The following is a 16,680-nucleotide window of genomic DNA, read 5'->3' on the forward strand; positions in this document are numbered from 1 at the left end:
ATAAACTTCTCAAGATCAGCAAGTCAAGTAATTGGACAATATTATAACTTCTTAAGACTTGGATTTGAAGGATATAGACAAATACATCAACGTACAAAAGATGTAGCTATGTACTTATCTAAAGAAATTGAAAATACAGGATTATTCAAGATATATAATGATGGTGAAAATTTACCTATAGTATGCTATAGATTAAGAAATGAAGATGCTGTACAATGGACATTATATGATTTAGCAGATAGATTAGCAATGAAAGGATGGCAAATACCAGCATATCCATTACCTGTTAACCTAGATAAAGTTATAATACAACGTATAGTATGTAGAGCAGATTTAAGTTATGACATGGCTGAATTATTTATAAGAGATTTAAACACAGCTATAGATGATTTAAATAAAGCAACTATATTAGTTCATGGTAAAAAAGCAGAAAATAAAAAATACGGTTTTACTCATTAATTATATAAAAAGAAGCTAATTCAATTGAATTAGCTTCTTTTTATATAAATCAATATAAGTATTAAATTTAAATGCTAAATGCCCATACATTTTTAGCTTCTTTTAAAAATACGTCAACGTCCCAAGTTTTGCTACTTCTTTCTTTACTATCAGAGTCATTAACTATTATTTTTCCGTCATCAGTAACACCAGTTAAAACTATATAGTGGCCTTCTGTTGTAAAATGTCCAGGACCCATAGTGGCTATAACTGGATTTCCCTTTTCAAGGTTTGAGATAATACTTGAAGCACTTAAAGGTATAACCTTACCTTTAAGACCTAATTTTTTAGCTCCATCAGTCATTAATGACCAAGCTGTACCAACACCATCTACTAGATATCCGTTTTTAACACTAAAGTTTTCAATATATTTTGGGCTGAAGTTTTCATTTCCAGTAAGACCTACAGCGACCATTGATAGGGCTGTTGGGCCACAACCATTAATTGCGAAATAATCAGGACCATATTTATCATAACCCCATCTTTCATCCCATTGCATGTACAAAGGTATTTCACCTTTTGTATAACTTCCTTCAACAGGTGTTGATACTTCAGTTTGTCCACCTTTATGATCTACAAAATCAGCGACAAAATCTATTGTTTCAGGTTTTTTAGATGCCATGGCTAAAAATTCAGGAGGATACTCACTTGGATCTTTTAGTATTTCATAAATTTTAGGATATACAGGAGCTAAGTTTATTAATTTCTGAATTACAGGATCTTTTGATTCAAGCAATTCTTTAGACAACTCAACAGTTTTTGGGCTTGCATATCCAACTGTGCTTGAAAATGCATTTGATACCCCTTTATATCCTATAAATATACCTAATGATAAAACTATGGGTAAAGCAATAAGTTTAATTTTGTGCTTGTTTAGTTTTTGTTGCTTTTTTACGCTATGTTTTCCTTTTGCATAAGCCAATTTCTAATCCTCTCCTCTAATGTATAAAATCAAGTCTAATATAATTATACAACTTTAAATTAAATACAATATAACAAAACTGTAACAAATTTTTTTGATAAATAAATTGACAATTTCAAATATGGTTACGAAAAAGTAACTAATTAATTAAATCAACTAAATTTGATATAATGTATTATATGATATATTGATTTGGAGGTAGTTTATTTTGTTTAAGGATATAGAAATAGATTGTAAAAACATATTAGATAAATATTTTGACTTAGTTGATTATGAAGCATGTGAGTATTGTTTTACTACATTATATATGTGGAAAGATTTATATAACACAAAGTATTATGTTGAGGATGATTTTGCTATAGTTGCAGGGGAATATGAAAACAAAGGTTTTATAATATTGCCTTTAGCTAAAAAAGAAAATATGAATAAAGCTTTTGATTTTATAATTAAAAACTTTGAAAAACAACACAAACCAATTCATCTAAAAGCTATAAATAAAGAAGTATTTGAATACTTACAAAGTGTTTATGGAGATAGATTTGAATATATTGAAGAACGTAACAATTTTGATTATATATATGATGGAGAAAGTCTAAGAACTTTAGCAGGAAGAAAAAATCAAAAGAAAAGAAACCACCTAAATAGTTTTGTTAAAGAATATGGTGATAGAGTAGAATATAAAAAGTTAGAAGAAGCAGACTTTGATGAATGCATAAATTTATTAAAAGAGTGGTCAAAAGATAAAGAGGAAAGTATAGAACTAGATAGTGAATTTAAAGCAATAAAAAGAATATTTAAGAATTATGAAAAATTAAAAGATACATTAAAGATAAGTGGTATATATATTGACTCTAAATTAGAAGCATTTTCTATTGGAGAAATGTTAAATGATAATATGGCGGTAATACATGTTGAAAAAGCAAATGCGGATATAAGAGGATTGTACCCTTATATTAACCAACAGTTCCTATTAAATGAATTTAATGATGTTGAATTTGTTAATAGAGAAGAAGATTTAGGTATAGAAGGTCTTAGAAAAGCAAAGCTTTCATATCACCCAGTTAAATTTGCTGAAAAATATACTGTAATAGAAAAATAAAATGTTAAATTATTGAAATAAAGGCATTGTCATAGAAATTGGCAATGCCTTTTGTTATTATAAAGTTATGTCGAAAAAAATAGAAAAATGTAAAAAAGATATATGCAACATTAATATACAAAGAGTATAATATTAATTGCTTAAAATAAGAAAATCAATATTATATGTGAGAAAGAAGTGACACTTATGAGGAAAATTTTATATGTTCGTATTGTGAAAATTGCTTTGATCGGAGGCGCTATACTAATTTTATTAGGCTTTGCGAGGCATATATATAAAAGTAAATTTGGCCAAACAGAAGCAAATCCAGAAAAAGGCGTAGCTAAAATAAAAGAATTAGAGTCACAAGACATATCAAGTATAAGAAATGAAATTGAAAAAAATAGCGACGATAATTCAAATATAGATGAAAACAAAGATGATGTAAACTTTGAAAAGGTATTTGAGAATTCAGTAATAATGGGTGACTCAAGAGGAGAGGGACTAACAGAATATGGTTTTTTAAGTCCATCATCAGTTGTAGCATATAAAGGAAGAAATGTAATAGAGGCAAAAGGAGATGTATCAGAAGTTGTTAATCTTTCACCTAGTAATATATTTTTAACTTATGGAATGAATGATTTACAATTGTTTAGTAATTCTAAGGACTTTATTAATAAGTATGAAATACTTATTAAGGATATTAAACAAAAATTGCCAAGTTCTAAAATATATGTAACTTCTATCATACCAACAACACAATCAGCTATGGAAAAAGACCATAGTTTTAAGAATGTGTACAGTTTTAATAAGGCATTAGAAGATATGTGCAAGGATTTAAATGTGGAGTTTATAAATGTTAATGATAGCGTTAACTCAAAGAATAACTTGTATGCGCCAGATGGTATACATTTTAGTCCTAAATTTTATAATGGGTATTTAAATATTTTAAAGAATAAGGCTAATCTATAGATAGGAGTGAGTGTTTTGAAAAAGTTTAAAAAGTACATTTTGACTCTTAGTTTTGTATGTACTATGTTTGTTGCTAGTGGGTGTGGAATAAATAACGATAAGTCTGCTAGTAGTATAACTGAAGATATTAGCAAAACTGTTAATTTAAATAATATGGAAAAAAGTGATAGTAAATCTTTAAGAAGATTTTTTGGTTTAAACTCTAGTGAGTTTGAAGATTTTTCAATATACATACCTAAATCTACTATGGATGTAGAAGAAATGCTTGTGATAAAAGTAAAAGATAAAGGCCAAATTCAAGGAATAGAAGATGCTATAGATAGTAGAGTTAATAAGCAAATTGAAAGTTTTAGTGGATATGGACCAAAACAAGTAGCATTGCTTCAAGATTACGAAGTTAAAGATAAAGGTAACTTCGTATTTTATGCAGTTTCAAAGGATTTAGATAAACTGACTGATGCATTTAAAGAAAGTATCAAAAATTAAAAAAGAGAGGTAAACCAATGGTTTTTAGTAGTATAGTATTTTTGTTCACTTTTTTACCTATAACCTTGATTCTATATTATATTTCACCTAGAAAAATGAAAAATATAGTCTTATTATTAATTAGTCTGATTTTTTATGCATGGGGAGAACCTGTATATGTTTTTCTTATGATGTTTACTACTGTATTTGATTATTTAATAGGACTACTTATAAATAAATATAGAAGAAATAAGATTAAATCTAAACGAATATTTATATTTGCTGTTTTAGTGAATTTAGGTATATTAGGATTTTTTAAATATTATGGATTTGTAATTGAAAATATAAATAGCGTATTTTCTTTAAATATTGGATACAATCAGTTGCCACTTCCAATAGGAATATCATTTTATACGTTCCAAACATTATCATACGTTATTGATGTTTATTTAGACAAGGTAAAAGTTCAAAAGAGTTTAATATCTTTTGGTCTTTATGTAACCATGTTTCCGCAGTTAGTTGCAGGACCTATTGTTAGATATACAGACATAGATTATCAGTTAAAGCACAGAACTCATAGTATGAATAAATTTGGAGAGGGTGTAGATAGATTTATACAAGGGCTTTCTAAAAAAGTATTGCTTGCTAACAATATAGGTATGATATTTACCAGTATACAACAATATGATGCAAGTGAAATATCTGTATTAACAGCTTGGCTTGCTATAGCAGCATATACTTTACAACTATACTTTGACTTTAGTGGATACTCAGATATGGCAATAGGTCTTGGTAAAATGTTAGGGTTTGACTTTATAGAGAACTTTAATTATCCATACATATCTAAAAGTGTTACTGAATTTTGGAGAAGATGGCATATATCTTTAGGAAGTTGGTTTAGGGAATATGTTTATATACCTTTAGGAGGTAATAGATGTAGTACTATATTCCAACTTAGAAATCTATGCATAGTATGGTTTCTTACAGGACTATGGCATGGAGCTGATTGGAACTTTATATTATGGGGCTTATACTATGGACTGATTTTAATAATAGAGAAGTTTTTATTAAAGGATATATTAGAAAGAATGCCTGGCTTTATACAGCATATATATACAATGGTACTAGTTATGATTGGATGGACATTTTTTGGAATTGAAAGTATACAAAAATCTTTAGAATACATAAAAGTAATGTTTTTCTTAAATGGAAATAAGATAATTGACTCAACATTCATTTATTATTTACATACGAATTTAATTCTTTTAATAATTTTAATATTGTGTTCTACACCTATAGTTAATAAGGTATTTAAAAAAATTATACAAAATGGAAGAATGGAAGGAGTTACATTGGCTGTAACAGTTCAATTTGTTTTGTTATTTTTAAGCATAGCATACTTAGTAAACGAAACATACAATCCTTTCTTATACTTTAGATTCTAATAAGGGGTGAGGACTTTGAAATTTACAAAAAAAAATACGCGTAAATATAAAAATATATACATAAAGTTAATGGCAATAATGTTTTTAGTAACCATATTTTCATTTGTAGGACTTAACTTAATAGTTAAGGATAAACAGTTTTCAGAAAATGAAAATAGACTTTTAGAACAAAAGCCCAAATTTACACTAGATAGATTATTTGAAGGTAGATATACAAAAAAATATGAAAAATATACTGTCGATCAAATGTTTGGAAGAGATGAATTTATTAAAATTAAAACTAAGACTGACGACCTTATGGGTAAAAATAGTGAAAACGGTGTATTTAAATGTGATGATGGTTATTTAATAGAAAGCTTTGAAAAACCGAATGAAGAGTATTTAAAAGCTAATATAGAAGCTATAAACAAGTTTGCAGATAAACATAAGAACATAAAGACAAGTATGTTAATAGTACCAACAGCTGTTAATATATTAGAGGATAAATTACCTGCATTTGCTCCTGTTTATAATCAAGACGAGTATTTAAGTAGATTGTCAAAATCTATTGACAACAAAATAGATTTTGTAAATATATCAAGTGAAATGAAAAAACATAAAGATGAATATATATATTATAAAACGGATCACCATTGGACTACATTAGGAGCATATTATGCCTTTTTAGATTTTGCAAAGCAATCAGGGTTAAAAACTCAACCTAATAGTTATGACAAGTACAGGGTTTCAAATGATTTTTATGGAACTCTATATTCAAAGAGCGGTTATAAAGTAAAACCTGATCAAGTTGATATATACACACCTCAAAATAAAAATGATCAGGTAATAGTAGAATATAAAGAAGAAAAGAAAAAATCTCCTACTATATATGAAAGTGAAGCATTGAAGAAAAAGGATAAGTATGAAGTTTTCTTAGGTGGAAACCATCCAGTTGTAGATATAAAAACTACAAGTGAAAGTGATAAAACATTGCTACTAATAAAAGATTCTTATGCAAATAGTTTTGTTCAATTTTTAACTCCATATTATAAAGAGATTATAATGGTAGACCCAAGATATTATTATGAAGATATAGAAAAATTAATTAAAGAAAAGAATGTTACAGATTTACTTTACTTATATAATGCAAATACATTCTTTAATGATTCATCATTAGCGCCAGTATTAAATAACATATAAAATTCGCTTCGCTTGAGCGACTACGTCTGCGAACTACTTTGTCCGTTGCTCAAAAAGTTTTTTACTCTAAAATTATAAAATATTGGTATAACTAAGTTTCATAAATTAACAACAATGCATTAGAGAGTATAATTTTTCAAGCGTAAAAAAATTAATAAAAAAAATAAAAAAAGAAACTGTATCTAGAGTGTAGATTTAGAGCGGTTTCTTTTAAATTTTTATGATAAATTTAAAAAAATATGGGTATTAATCAACTTGAATATATACTATATATGGTATAGAATGGACTATGTGCTTACTACATATAGTATAAAAAATACTTATATGAACAACATAAAATTATAAAAGTCAATACTTTTGTAGAATAAAATTTAATCAATCAATATGTATTAGACAAAAGGAGAGTTTTATGAATAAACAATTAAATATAATTAAAAGAGATGGCAGTGTTGTAGAATTTGATAAAACAAAAATAGAAAATGCAATACTAAAAGCTATGAAGTACGGAAGTGGAATATATGAAGAAGAAATGGCTAAAGAAATAGCCGATGAAATTGAATTAAGTTTTAATCAAACAAAAGACGTAGCAACTGTTAATAAGGTTGAAGATATGGTTTATAAAAATTTAATAAATCATAAACATGAATTAACAGCTAAAGCATATGAGGGGTATAGAGCGGTTCAATCATTTAAAAGAGAAGTTAATACTACAGATGATAGTATTTTAGGTCTTTTAGATAACAGTAATGAAGATGTTATGAATGAAAATTCTAATAAAAATGGTTTATTAGCTTCAACTCAAAGAGATTTAATAGCTGGGGAAGTATCAAAAGATATAGCTAGAAGAAAGTTAATTCCAGCTCATATAGCACATGCTCATGATGAGGGAGTTCTTCATTATCATGATATGGATTATGCTATACAACCTATTCATAACTGTATGCTTATAAACTTAGAAGATATGTTAAATAATGGTACAGTAATAAGTAATAAGTTAGTTGAATCACCAAAGTCATTCACTACAGCTTGTACAGTTACTACACAGATAATAGCTCAAATTGCTAGTGGGCAGTATGGAGGTAACTCTATAACTATAAAACATATTGCTCCGTTTTTAAGAGTTTCATATGATAAATATTTAAACAAATATAAGGATAAATATCCAGAAGAAATGGCTAAAGATTTAGCGGAAGATAGAATGTTAGAAGAGTTAAAAAACGGAATTCAAACTATAAGATATCAACTATCTACATTATATACAAGTAATGGTCAATCTCCATTCTCAACTATTTACTTAGAAATTGAAGAAGGTAACGAGTATGAAAGAGAAATGGCTTTAATTTGTGAGGAAATGATAGCTCAAAGATTAGAAGGAATGAAAAACTACAAAGGACAAGAAGTAGGAGAAGAGTTCCCTAAGTTAGTTTATCTATTAGATGAGCATAATTGCTTAGAAGGTGGTAAATACGACTACATTACTAAATTAGCAGCTAAATGTAATACAAAGAGATTAGTACCTGATTATCAAAGTGCAAAAATAATGAAAAAAAATTACGAAGGAAACACATTCCCACCAATGGGATGTAGGTCACACTTGAGCCCATGGAAGGATGAGAATGGAAATTATAAATGGTATGGAAGATTTAACCAAGGTGTAATTTCTTTAAACTTAGTGCAAGTTGCATTAACAGCAAATCAAGATATGGAGAAGTTCTGGGAGATATTAGATGAAAGATTAGAACTTTGTAGAGAAGCTCTAATGGTTAGACATGATTTATTAAAAGGCGTAATATCAGATGTATCACCTATACATTGGCAACATGGGGGTATAGCAAGACTTAAAAAAGGAGAAAAAATAGATTCATTATTAGAAAATGGATACTCAACTCTTTCTTTAGGTTATGTTGGTGTGTATGAAATGACACAAGCTATGCTTGGAATGAGTCATACTACTAAAGATGGTGAAAAATTTGCACTTGAAGTAATGAATCACTTAAATAACACTTGCCAAAAATGGAAGGATGAAACTGGCCTTGGATTTGGATTATATGGAACTCCAGGAGAAAGTTTAACTTCAAGATTCTGTAGAATAGATAAACAAAAATTTGGAGAGATAAAAAATGTTACAGATAGAATGTATTACACAAATTCATATCATGTTCATGTAAGTGAAGAAATAGATGCTTTTGAAAAGTTAAAATTTGAAAGTCAGTTCCATGATATAAGTTTAGGTGGATGTATAAGTTATATAGAAGTTCCTGATATGAGTAAAAACTTACCTGCAGTAGAACAAATAATAAATTATATATACCATAATATACAATATGCTGAGATAAACACTAAACCTGATATTTGTTATTCTTGTGGTTATACAGGAGAAATAAAGTTAGATAAAGATTTAGAATGGTATTGCCCTAATTGTGGAAATAGAGATAAAAATGAAATGCAAGTTATGAGAAGAACTTGTGGATATATAGGTGCAAATATGTGGGGAAAAGGACGTACACAGGAAATAGGAGAAAGAGTTTTACATCTATAAGGTTGGAGTGATGAAAATGAGATTTTCTAAAATAAAAGATAATGATATAGCTAATGGATTAGGGATAACTATGTCTTTTTGGACTCAAGGATGCCCGCATCATTGTAAAGGATGTTTTAATAAAGAGACATGGGACTTTGATGGAGGACAAGAGTTTAAGCAAGAAAACTTAGATTATATTATAGAAAACATAAATAAAAATAATATATATAGAGATTTAGCAATATTAGGAGGAGAACCATTATGTTCTCAAAATGTTGAAGGTGTAATTAGTTTATGTAGAGAATTTAAAAGTCATTATCCAAATAAACTTATATATTTATGGACAGGATATACTGTAGAAAAATTTAATGAAAATCAAAGAGAGATTTTAAATTATATAGATATATTAATAGATGGACAATTTGACGAAGAACGAAAAAATTTATCTATAAAATTAAGAGGTTCTTCGAATCAAAGAGTTATAGATGTAAAAAAATATTTAGATAAAAATGAAATAATTTTATATGATCTTAATTAATAAAATAGACTAACCAATTATAAATTATATTGGTTAGTTTTTTTATATTCTTAATGATAATAATTTTCATTTACAACAAATAACACCTATGTTATACTAAAGACATAGAGAAAAGCCTTCTCTACAAAAAATGATGCTATAAATTTATAAAGTACTCAATCCCGCATATGTAGTTTAAGTTTAATGTCCGAAACATAAATTATATTAGTACTTTTAGATTTGTGCCAAAAATTACACTCAAAAACTAAAAAACTTCTTAAAAAGAGTCATGATTGTATACATGACTCTTTTTAATGATAATGAAAGTCATTTACATAAAATAAAAATTATGATATAGTGTATACAGGCTTAAAGTTATCGCGGCAAAATTTCTAATTTTATAGGAGATGATAATTATGGCAAAAATGATGGGACCTAGATTTAAACAATGTAGAAGGTTAGGACTTAATGTGTGTGGACATCCAAAAGCTATGGATAGAGCAACTAGAGGAACTTCTAGAGCAGATAAAAAACTTTCACCGTATGGATTGCAATTACTAGAGAAACAAAGATTAAGAGCTTATTACGGGGTTTTAGAAAGACAATTTTCTAACTATGTAAAAAAAGCTATGAAATCTCAAGGAGAAACAGGTACGGTATTAGTTCAATTACTAGAATGCAGGCTAGATAACTTAGTTTATAGATTAGGACTAGCGAGTTCTATAAGACAAGCTCGTCAAATGGTAGTACATGGACACATATTAGTTAATGGAAATAAAGTCGATCGACCTTCTTATGGAGTGTCAGTAGGAGAAAAGATATCTCTAAGAGAAAAATCTAAAAAGAACTCTATGTTTATTGATAGTTTTCAACAAAATGCTAATAGCCAATATTCTTACTTAAGCAAGGACCTTGATGATGTATCGGGAACTCTTACTAAAATACCTGAAAGAAATGAAGTTCCAATAGAAATAAATGATATTTTAGTTGTTGAGTACTATTCTAAACTTAAGTAGGTCATTAATTAAAATAAAGAAATGTAGAGCTTTAGTTCTACATTTTTTTTATATTAATTAATTATTTCAATTTAATATACAAAGAATTTTATTTAAAGGTAATAATAAAGTAGAAAACTAGTTACGAATAAGTAACTAATTGTTATAGATAAAAACTGATGATATATTAAAGTTATTATAAAACATAAATAAAGGAGAAATGAAAATGAGTAGAATAATAAATACAGAAGAATTTAACGTAGAGGTAGAAAATGCAAGTGAAACAACAGTAGTGGACTTTTTTGCAACATGGTGTGGTCCATGTAAAATGTTAGCTCCAGTATTCGATGAATTAAGTGGAGATATAGATGAAGCTAAATTTTTAAAAGTAGATATAGATCAAAGCTTAGAATTAGCTAGAAAATTCCAAGTAACAACAGTACCAACTGTAATTGTATTTAAAGATGGAGAAGAAGCTGAAAGATTAGTTGGGTTTATACCTAAGCAAAAGTTAGAAGATATGGTAAAAGCTCATATATAATTAATATAGAGAGGAATGTTGAATATGAGATATGATATTGCAATTGTAGGAAGCGGACCAGCTGGTTTAGCAGCTGCTATAAATGCTAAGATACGTAATAAAAATATAATATTATTTGGATCTCACAATGGAAGTGATAAATTAGTTAAAGCTCCATCTATAGATAATTATCTAGGAATTTATGATGTAAGTGGAGCCGAGTTGAGTGAAAAATTTACTAATCACGTAAAAGAGATGGGAATTGAAATAACTCAAGAAAGAGTTAATAATGTATACCAAATGGGAGATTATTTTGCATTAGCTGTTGGAGATGAAATTTATGAAGCTACAACGGTAATAATAGCTACAGGTGTACAATATGGAAAAATGATTAAAGGGGAAGAAGCATATTTAGGAAAAGGTGTAGGATATTGTGCTACATGTGATGCAGGATTATATAGAGATAAAGTTGTAGCTATAATAGGATACAATCATGAAGGAGAAGAGGATGCAAACTTTTTAAGTGAAATAGCATCAAAAGTTTACTATATACCTATGTATAATTTATCTAATAAGTTAGATTCTTCTATAGAAATAATCGATAGTAAACCTATAGAAATAAAGGGAGATACATTGGTAAATAAACTTATATTAAAAGATAGAGAGCTAGATGTAGATGGGGTTTTCGTTATAAAGGATAGCGTATCTCCAAGTTATATGGTTCCTGGGTTAGAAGTCGAAGGACCTCATATAAAAACTGATAGAGAAATGAGAACAAATATAGATGGACTTTATGCTGCAGGAGATTGTGCAGGTAAGCCATATCAATACTTAAAGTCTGCAGGGCAAGGGCAGATAGCAGTTTCTAGTGCTATATCACAGTTAGATAAATTAAGAATAAAACAAATGGGATTAGAAAAATAATATAAAGTAAATAACCTAAAATTCAAGAGAAATTAAATCTTGTTATTTTAGGTTATTTTTATTTGAATAATGGATAAGAGGAGTTATAGAAAAAAGCTATAATAAAACTTGGATATGCAAAATTCATAATAATCAAAATTGGACAAAATATTGGCGATATTATAACCTTGTATACATAAATAAAAATAGGAGGGCCAAATTAATGTACAATGTAAGTGATATGACATTTGACTGTCCAGTTGAAGCTCTATCTAGTATAGTTGGTAAAAAATGGGTAGCGAGAATAGTTTGGGAGATCCAAGATAGTAAAATTAGATTTGGAGAGTTGCAAAGAAAAATAGATGGATGTAGCAAGAAGATGTTAGTTCAACAACTTGATTTATTAGTAGAAAATAACATTGTTATAAATAATAAAAAAGTAGTAAAAAATAGTATAGAATCTACTTATTATTTAAGTAAATCAGGGTTGGAGTTACTACATGTTATTGCCAATATGATAAAGTGGAGCAACGAACATATAGTATGTAATGATTAAAATTTTAAAATTTCGAAAAGTAAAAAAATTAGAAGTTACCAAAAAGTTACCAGTTGATATAATTTTTAGGACTTGTTATATTATATAAAAAAGCAAAGCCTTTAACTTTGCAAAAAGTATAAGGAGGAACACATGAATTACACATTTTTCTCAGAATTCCTTATGGTAACAAATTGGTTAACTTTGTTATCGGTAGGAATATTAATAGGACTATTCTTTATAGTCAAAAAATTAACTAAAAAGCTTAATTTTACCAAATTGATGATATCATCAATTGCAATGGGAATTGGCTTAGGGTTAATAATTCAATTTATAGCAGGTTTTCCAAATGACCCTACAAAAGTAACTTGGTTAACAGAGGTATCTAAATGGTATGGATTATTTGGATATGGATTTATGGATTTATTAAAAATGCTAGTAGTACCTTTAGTATTTGTTTCAATTGTAAGAGTTATAATGAACTTAAAACAAGGTGAAAATTTAGGTAAGTTGACAGGTAGAACTATTTTTATGCTACTTGGAACAACAGCTATAGCAGCAGCAGTTGGAATAATAGTTGGAAATTTATTTAAACTGGGAGTAGGACAAGAAGTAGCCAATCAAGCTACAGAACAATTAAGAGAAGTAACACCTGTAGTAGATACTTTAAGAGGGTTACTACCATCAAACCCAGTAGATGCTATGGCACAAGCAAATGTAGTAGCTATAGTTATATTTGCAGGATTTATAGGCATAGCAATAAAAAGATTGAGTAAAAAGCACGCAGATACGATTAAACCTTTTGTAGACTTAATTGAAGCGTTTTATAAGATAATAATAAGTATATCGATAACTGTTATAAAGTTAATGCCATATGCGGTAGTTGCATTAATGGCAAGTTCTATAATTGATAGAGGAATATCTTCTATAGTAGGTGTTATAGATTTCATATTAGCTTTATATGTAAGTGTTGCAATAATGTTTATAGTGCACTTAATAATAATATCGATTAATGGGGTTAATCCTATTAAATACTTAAAAAATGCATCTAAACCTCTTATATTAGCATTTACTTCAAGATCTAGTTTAGGAACATTACCAGTTACTATAGAAACATTAAATGATAATTTAAAAGTAGATCAAGGTATATCTAGTTTTGTTGGAAGTTTAGGAGCTAATATGGGTATGAATGGTTGTGCAGGAATATACCCAGCATTAATGGCTGTTACTGTAGCCAATATGTCAGGAACAACTATGAACTTTAGTTTCTATGTAATGTTATTAATAGTAATAACAATAAGTTCTTTAGGAATAGCAGGAATTCCTGGTACGGCAACTATGTCTGTATCTGTTGTTATATCAGGTATGGGATTAGGAGCATACTTCCCATTATTAGGTGGAATAATTGCTATAGATCCAATATTAGATATGGGACGTACAATGCTTAATGTAAATGGAGCAATGGCTTCAACTATAGCAGTTGCAAATAGTTTTGATGAGATAGATAAAAACTCTATAGAATAAATATAAAAAATAGACTAGGATAATTATCCTAGTCTATTTTTTATGCACTTAGTAGAAATAAATAAAATTAAAAGTCCGACTATAGCTGTAGATATTGAAATTATTATATGAAGATCTACAGAATATTTAAATACATAGGAACATGCATTATCTAAAGCATGAAACAGTATACATAGCCAAATGCTATTTGTTTCCATATATATAAATGTTAGAACAAATGATGATGCTAAGCAGCTCAATGCAAAAGGTAAAAAGTTTAGATGTTGTTGAGGAGACCCAACAACAAACCAAAGTGGTAAATGCCAGCAAGACCAAATTAATCCTATTAATAAAGAACTTTTCAAAGGTGAATACTTGGACAATAACTTAGGGAGTAAAAATCCTCTCCAACCTATTTCTTCAAGTCCTCCACCGAAAATCATAAATGGTGCGATCCATGTTAAAAAAATTAATGGATAAGTTAATAAAATATATTTATCTCTAAAAAAGAATACAACTATAAATGGTGTTGTCCATAAAATTAAAATAGTAATTAAAACATAAAGGTATTCCTTGAAACTTCTTTTCATATTTATACAACTCTTTAAAAATCTACTAAAATCATTTTTTGAGTAGAATTTGTGAACAGTAAGTATACCTGCTATAGCTGGGGAGTATCCAGATAAAGCATAAAAAATCATAAAAATAGGAGAACCGTATGTTAATACTCCTAATTGAGTAAGTGGAATTGTAACTCCAAATCCCATTATGCAGGTTATAAATATTATGAAAAAAAAGTATTTAACTTCATTAGACATATGAACATATACCCCCAATCTAAGTAAAACTCAAATATATTAAAATATATTTGAATAATAATAATATATACCTATTTGAAGAATGTTAAACATAATTAATTAAGCTGGAAAAACAAAATAATGATTTATAAGAGTTAATAGAATTGAAAAAACAAATATTATAACTATTATAATCATATGTCTTTTTTTATTCATTACAACAAGTGCTATATACTCTCTTATTAGCGCATTAGGAAGAAAGTAATAAGCAGTTTTTGATCCTAGACCATTACTTTTCAAATTAGCCATTCTTGCGTATATGCTAGCTCTAAAAACATGATAATTATTAGTTACAAATATACTTTTATAACCATTAGGCATTAAATTATCCATAATAACTTTTGAAAATTTCATATTTTGTAGCGTATTAACTGAGTTATCTTCAATAATTGTGTCTTTAGGTGGTATACCTTTACTTAATGCATATTTTTGCATAGCTAAACCTTCTGGAATATCTTCATCTGGACCTTGACCTCCAGAAAAAATAATTTTAGGAGAAAAAGAAACCTTAGATTGTTCATTATAGAAAGTTATAGCTCTGTCAATTCTGCTAGCAAGTAGCGGAGGAACTTTATCGCCAAAAACTCTACTACCTAATACAATTATAAAATCTTGATCTTTCTTTGGTTTATTAAATTGAGATATTAAAGAAATCATTAAGAAATTAAAAATACTAAATAAGAAGTAAAATTCTAAAAGTAAAAAACTACTTAAAAAAATAGTTATATCTTTTGGTAAAAATTTTTCTGGATTAAAAAATGTTAAAATTAAGTGGAAAACAAGTGCTAATCCTAAAAATAGAGTTAACATATTAGATAAATTTCTACTTTCCTTTTTCATAACAATTTTAGCATTTAAAAATAAACCGAAAATAAGGGCGTAAATTCCAAATATCGAAACAATCATAAATATGATAAATAAGATTAAAAATAAAACTATTAAAATTCGGTTTCCTGTAGAAAATGCTAAGTATGTAAATGAAATAGCAAAAGATATAAGAAATATATTGAAAAATAATCCGTTAACAAGTCTTCTTCTATCTTTAAAATAAGATATTAAAAAGATAGACAATATTATTATTGGAAACAAATAAATAAAAAACATACGTTACCTCCTAAATAAAAATGAAATATATATTAAATTCATTATATATTTTTTCAATAATTAAGTTAATAGATACATAAAAATGTAATAATAAAGAATAGTTATATAAAAAATTTATAATGAAAATAAATTATATTTTATGATATAACTATATAACAAGAATTAAAAAAAGAGAGGTATGAGTATGAACAATATAGTAGTTATATGTGAAGACATAAACTGTGGAAATAAATTACAGGAATCGGCGAAAGAATTTAACTATAACGTTGAATTTGAAATACAAAATGAAGATACAATTATAAATGAAATATCTGAGAAAAATATAAAAGATGCAAGTGCTGTTTTATTTGTAATAAATAAAGGGATAGAAGAAATAAATGAAATCGAAAGATTCATAGGTGTTGAATACTATGAAGTAGAGCCTTGTATAGCATTAGAAAATCCTAAACAAGTTATAAGTGAAATAATAGCTGATTTAAACTAAAGAATAGTAAGAAGCTTTGTGATTAATCTCAAAGCTTTTTTATATTTATAAAAAAATAAAATTAAATTTTAAAAAAGTGTTGACTATGTCAAATTAAGGTGGTATAGTATTACTTGTCCTTAAGAAACGGACGAAACACAAAAGAGAAAATGAACTTTGAAAATTAAACAGTAGGTTAATTA

General features: G+C 27.5%; 17 protein-coding genes. 14 read left to right on the plus strand and 3 right to left on the minus strand.

Translation table 11 applies throughout. From position 1 onward, the window contains the following. On the plus strand, positions 1-459 hold a 459-nt coding region (locus GFJ41_RS17225), incomplete at its 5' end, for a pyridoxal-dependent decarboxylase (RefSeq protein WP_264318552.1). Between the two features lie 67 nt (positions 460-526). Here GFJ41_RS17225 and GFJ41_RS17230 read toward each other — a convergent pair. Beyond that, the gene (locus tag GFJ41_RS17230) at positions 527-1,420 is read right to left on the minus strand and encodes a C39 family peptidase (RefSeq protein WP_170075916.1); all 894 of its coding nucleotides are present in this window, start codon (positions 1,418-1,420) and stop codon (positions 527-529) included. A 205-nt stretch (positions 1,421-1,625) separates the two neighbouring features. On the opposite strand from GFJ41_RS17230, the gene GFJ41_RS17235 reads away from it, so the two are divergent. The 12 genes from GFJ41_RS17235 to GFJ41_RS17290 all read left to right on the plus strand — a co-directional run bounded on the left by GFJ41_RS17235 (position 1,626) and on the right by GFJ41_RS17290 (position 14,074). Beyond that, on the plus strand, positions 1,626-2,519 hold the full coding sequence (locus GFJ41_RS17235) for a DUF2156 domain-containing protein (RefSeq protein ID WP_170075922.1): 894 nt from the start codon (positions 1,626-1,628) through the stop codon (positions 2,517-2,519). A gap of 213 nt (positions 2,520-2,732) precedes the next feature. Then, positions 2,733-3,470 (plus strand): GDSL-type esterase/lipase family protein, encoded by a 738-nt coding sequence (locus GFJ41_RS17240; protein WP_170075917.1) that lies wholly within the window; start codon positions 2,733-2,735, stop codon positions 3,468-3,470. 15 nt (positions 3,471-3,485) lie between these two features. After that, the gene (locus GFJ41_RS17245) at positions 3,486-3,956 is read left to right on the plus strand and encodes a DUF4358 domain-containing protein (RefSeq protein WP_021430443.1); all 471 of its coding nucleotides are present in this window, start codon (positions 3,486-3,488) and stop codon (positions 3,954-3,956) included. Positions 3,957-3,973: 17 nt separating this feature from the next. Beyond that, complete coding sequence (locus GFJ41_RS17250; RefSeq protein WP_170075918.1) at positions 3,974-5,380, plus strand: MBOAT family O-acyltransferase; 1,407 nt, start codon at positions 3,974-3,976, stop codon at positions 5,378-5,380. Between the two features lie 15 nt (positions 5,381-5,395). Next, on the plus strand, positions 5,396-6,559 hold the full coding sequence (locus GFJ41_RS17255; protein ID WP_226890281.1) for a DHHW family protein: 1,164 nt from the start codon (positions 5,396-5,398) through the stop codon (positions 6,557-6,559). A 409-nt stretch (positions 6,560-6,968) separates the two neighbouring features. After that, complete coding sequence (gene nrdD / locus GFJ41_RS17260) at positions 6,969-9,098, plus strand: anaerobic ribonucleoside-triphosphate reductase (protein WP_021430447.1); 2,130 nt, start codon at positions 6,969-6,971, stop codon at positions 9,096-9,098. Positions 9,099-9,114: 16 nt separating this feature from the next. After that, positions 9,115-9,618, plus strand: coding sequence for an anaerobic ribonucleoside-triphosphate reductase activating protein (gene nrdG / locus GFJ41_RS17265; protein ID WP_021430431.1), 504 nt, complete (start codon positions 9,115-9,117; stop codon positions 9,616-9,618). A gap of 395 nt (positions 9,619-10,013) precedes the next feature. Beyond that, positions 10,014-10,613 (plus strand): 30S ribosomal protein S4, encoded by a 600-nt coding sequence (gene rpsD, locus GFJ41_RS17270; protein WP_025161520.1) that lies wholly within the window; start codon positions 10,014-10,016, stop codon positions 10,611-10,613. A 205-nt stretch (positions 10,614-10,818) separates the two neighbouring features. After that, positions 10,819-11,133: a thioredoxin gene (gene trxA, locus GFJ41_RS17275; protein ID WP_021433958.1), complete on the plus strand. Its 315-nt coding sequence runs from the start codon at positions 10,819-10,821 to the stop codon at positions 11,131-11,133. A 24-nt stretch (positions 11,134-11,157) separates the two neighbouring features. Then, complete coding sequence (locus GFJ41_RS17280) at positions 11,158-12,036, plus strand: NAD(P)/FAD-dependent oxidoreductase (RefSeq protein WP_332841185.1); 879 nt, start codon at positions 11,158-11,160, stop codon at positions 12,034-12,036. Positions 12,037-12,238: 202 nt separating this feature from the next. Beyond that, positions 12,239-12,571 carry a winged helix-turn-helix transcriptional regulator gene (locus tag GFJ41_RS17285; RefSeq protein ID WP_035118054.1) on the plus strand — a complete coding sequence of 111 codons (333 nt, stop codon included), beginning with the start codon at positions 12,239-12,241 and terminating at the stop codon, positions 12,569-12,571. Positions 12,572-12,703: 132 nt separating this feature from the next. Continuing rightward, positions 12,704-14,074, plus strand: coding sequence for a cation:dicarboxylate symporter family transporter (locus GFJ41_RS17290; RefSeq protein ID WP_021433955.1), 1,371 nt, complete (start codon positions 12,704-12,706; stop codon positions 14,072-14,074). Positions 14,075-14,097: 23 nt separating this feature from the next. Here GFJ41_RS17290 and GFJ41_RS17295 read toward each other — a convergent pair whose 3' ends face one another. Both GFJ41_RS17295 and GFJ41_RS17300 read right to left on the minus strand, forming a co-directional pair. Continuing rightward, positions 14,098-14,871 (minus strand): CPBP family intramembrane glutamic endopeptidase, encoded by a 774-nt coding sequence (locus GFJ41_RS17295; protein ID WP_170075919.1) that lies wholly within the window; start codon positions 14,869-14,871, stop codon positions 14,098-14,100. Between the two features lie 99 nt (positions 14,872-14,970). After that, positions 14,971-16,014, minus strand: coding sequence for a YdcF family protein (locus GFJ41_RS17300; RefSeq protein WP_170075920.1), 1,044 nt, complete (start codon positions 16,012-16,014; stop codon positions 14,971-14,973). Between the two features lie 184 nt (positions 16,015-16,198). On the opposite strand from GFJ41_RS17300, the gene GFJ41_RS17305 reads away from it, so the two are divergent. Further along, the gene (locus GFJ41_RS17305; RefSeq protein WP_170075921.1) at positions 16,199-16,498 is read left to right on the plus strand and encodes a hypothetical protein; all 300 of its coding nucleotides are present in this window, start codon (positions 16,199-16,201) and stop codon (positions 16,496-16,498) included. Positions 16,499-16,680 lie beyond the last annotated feature (182 nt).

The sequence above is a fragment of the Paraclostridium dentum genome (genome assembly GCF_012922555.1).
GTDB classification, from domain to species: Bacteria; Bacillota; Clostridia; order Peptostreptococcales; family Peptostreptococcaceae; genus Paraclostridium; species Paraclostridium dentum.

Bases quoted from the DNA above. Each gene is read 5' to 3' on its own strand.
- nrdD (WP_021430447.1), top strand. From the start codon at position 6,969: ATGAATAAACAATTAAATATAATTAAAAGAGATGGCAGTGTTGTAGAA.
- GFJ41_RS17305 (WP_170075921.1), top strand. From the start codon at position 16,199: ATGAACAATATAGTAGTTATATGTGAAGACATAAACTGTGGAAATAAA.
- nrdG (WP_021430431.1), top strand. From the start codon at position 9,115: ATGAGATTTTCTAAAATAAAAGATAATGATATAGCTAATGGATTAGGG.
- rpsD (WP_025161520.1), top strand. From the start codon at position 10,014: ATGGCAAAAATGATGGGACCTAGATTTAAACAATGTAGAAGGTTAGGA.
- GFJ41_RS17280 (WP_332841185.1), top strand. From the start codon at position 11,158: ATGAGATATGATATTGCAATTGTAGGAAGCGGACCAGCTGGTTTAGCA.
- GFJ41_RS17250 (WP_170075918.1), top strand. From the start codon at position 3,974: ATGGTTTTTAGTAGTATAGTATTTTTGTTCACTTTTTTACCTATAACC.
- GFJ41_RS17290 (WP_021433955.1), top strand. From the start codon at position 12,704: ATGAATTACACATTTTTCTCAGAATTCCTTATGGTAACAAATTGGTTA.
- GFJ41_RS17300 (WP_170075920.1), bottom strand. From the start codon at position 16,014: ATGTTTTTTATTTATTTGTTTCCAATAATAATATTGTCTATCTTTTTA.
- GFJ41_RS17295 (WP_170075919.1), bottom strand. From the start codon at position 14,871: ATGTCTAATGAAGTTAAATACTTTTTTTTCATAATATTTATAACCTGC.
- trxA (WP_021433958.1), top strand. From the start codon at position 10,819: ATGAGTAGAATAATAAATACAGAAGAATTTAACGTAGAGGTAGAAAAT.
- GFJ41_RS17285 (WP_035118054.1), top strand. From the start codon at position 12,239: ATGTACAATGTAAGTGATATGACATTTGACTGTCCAGTTGAAGCTCTA.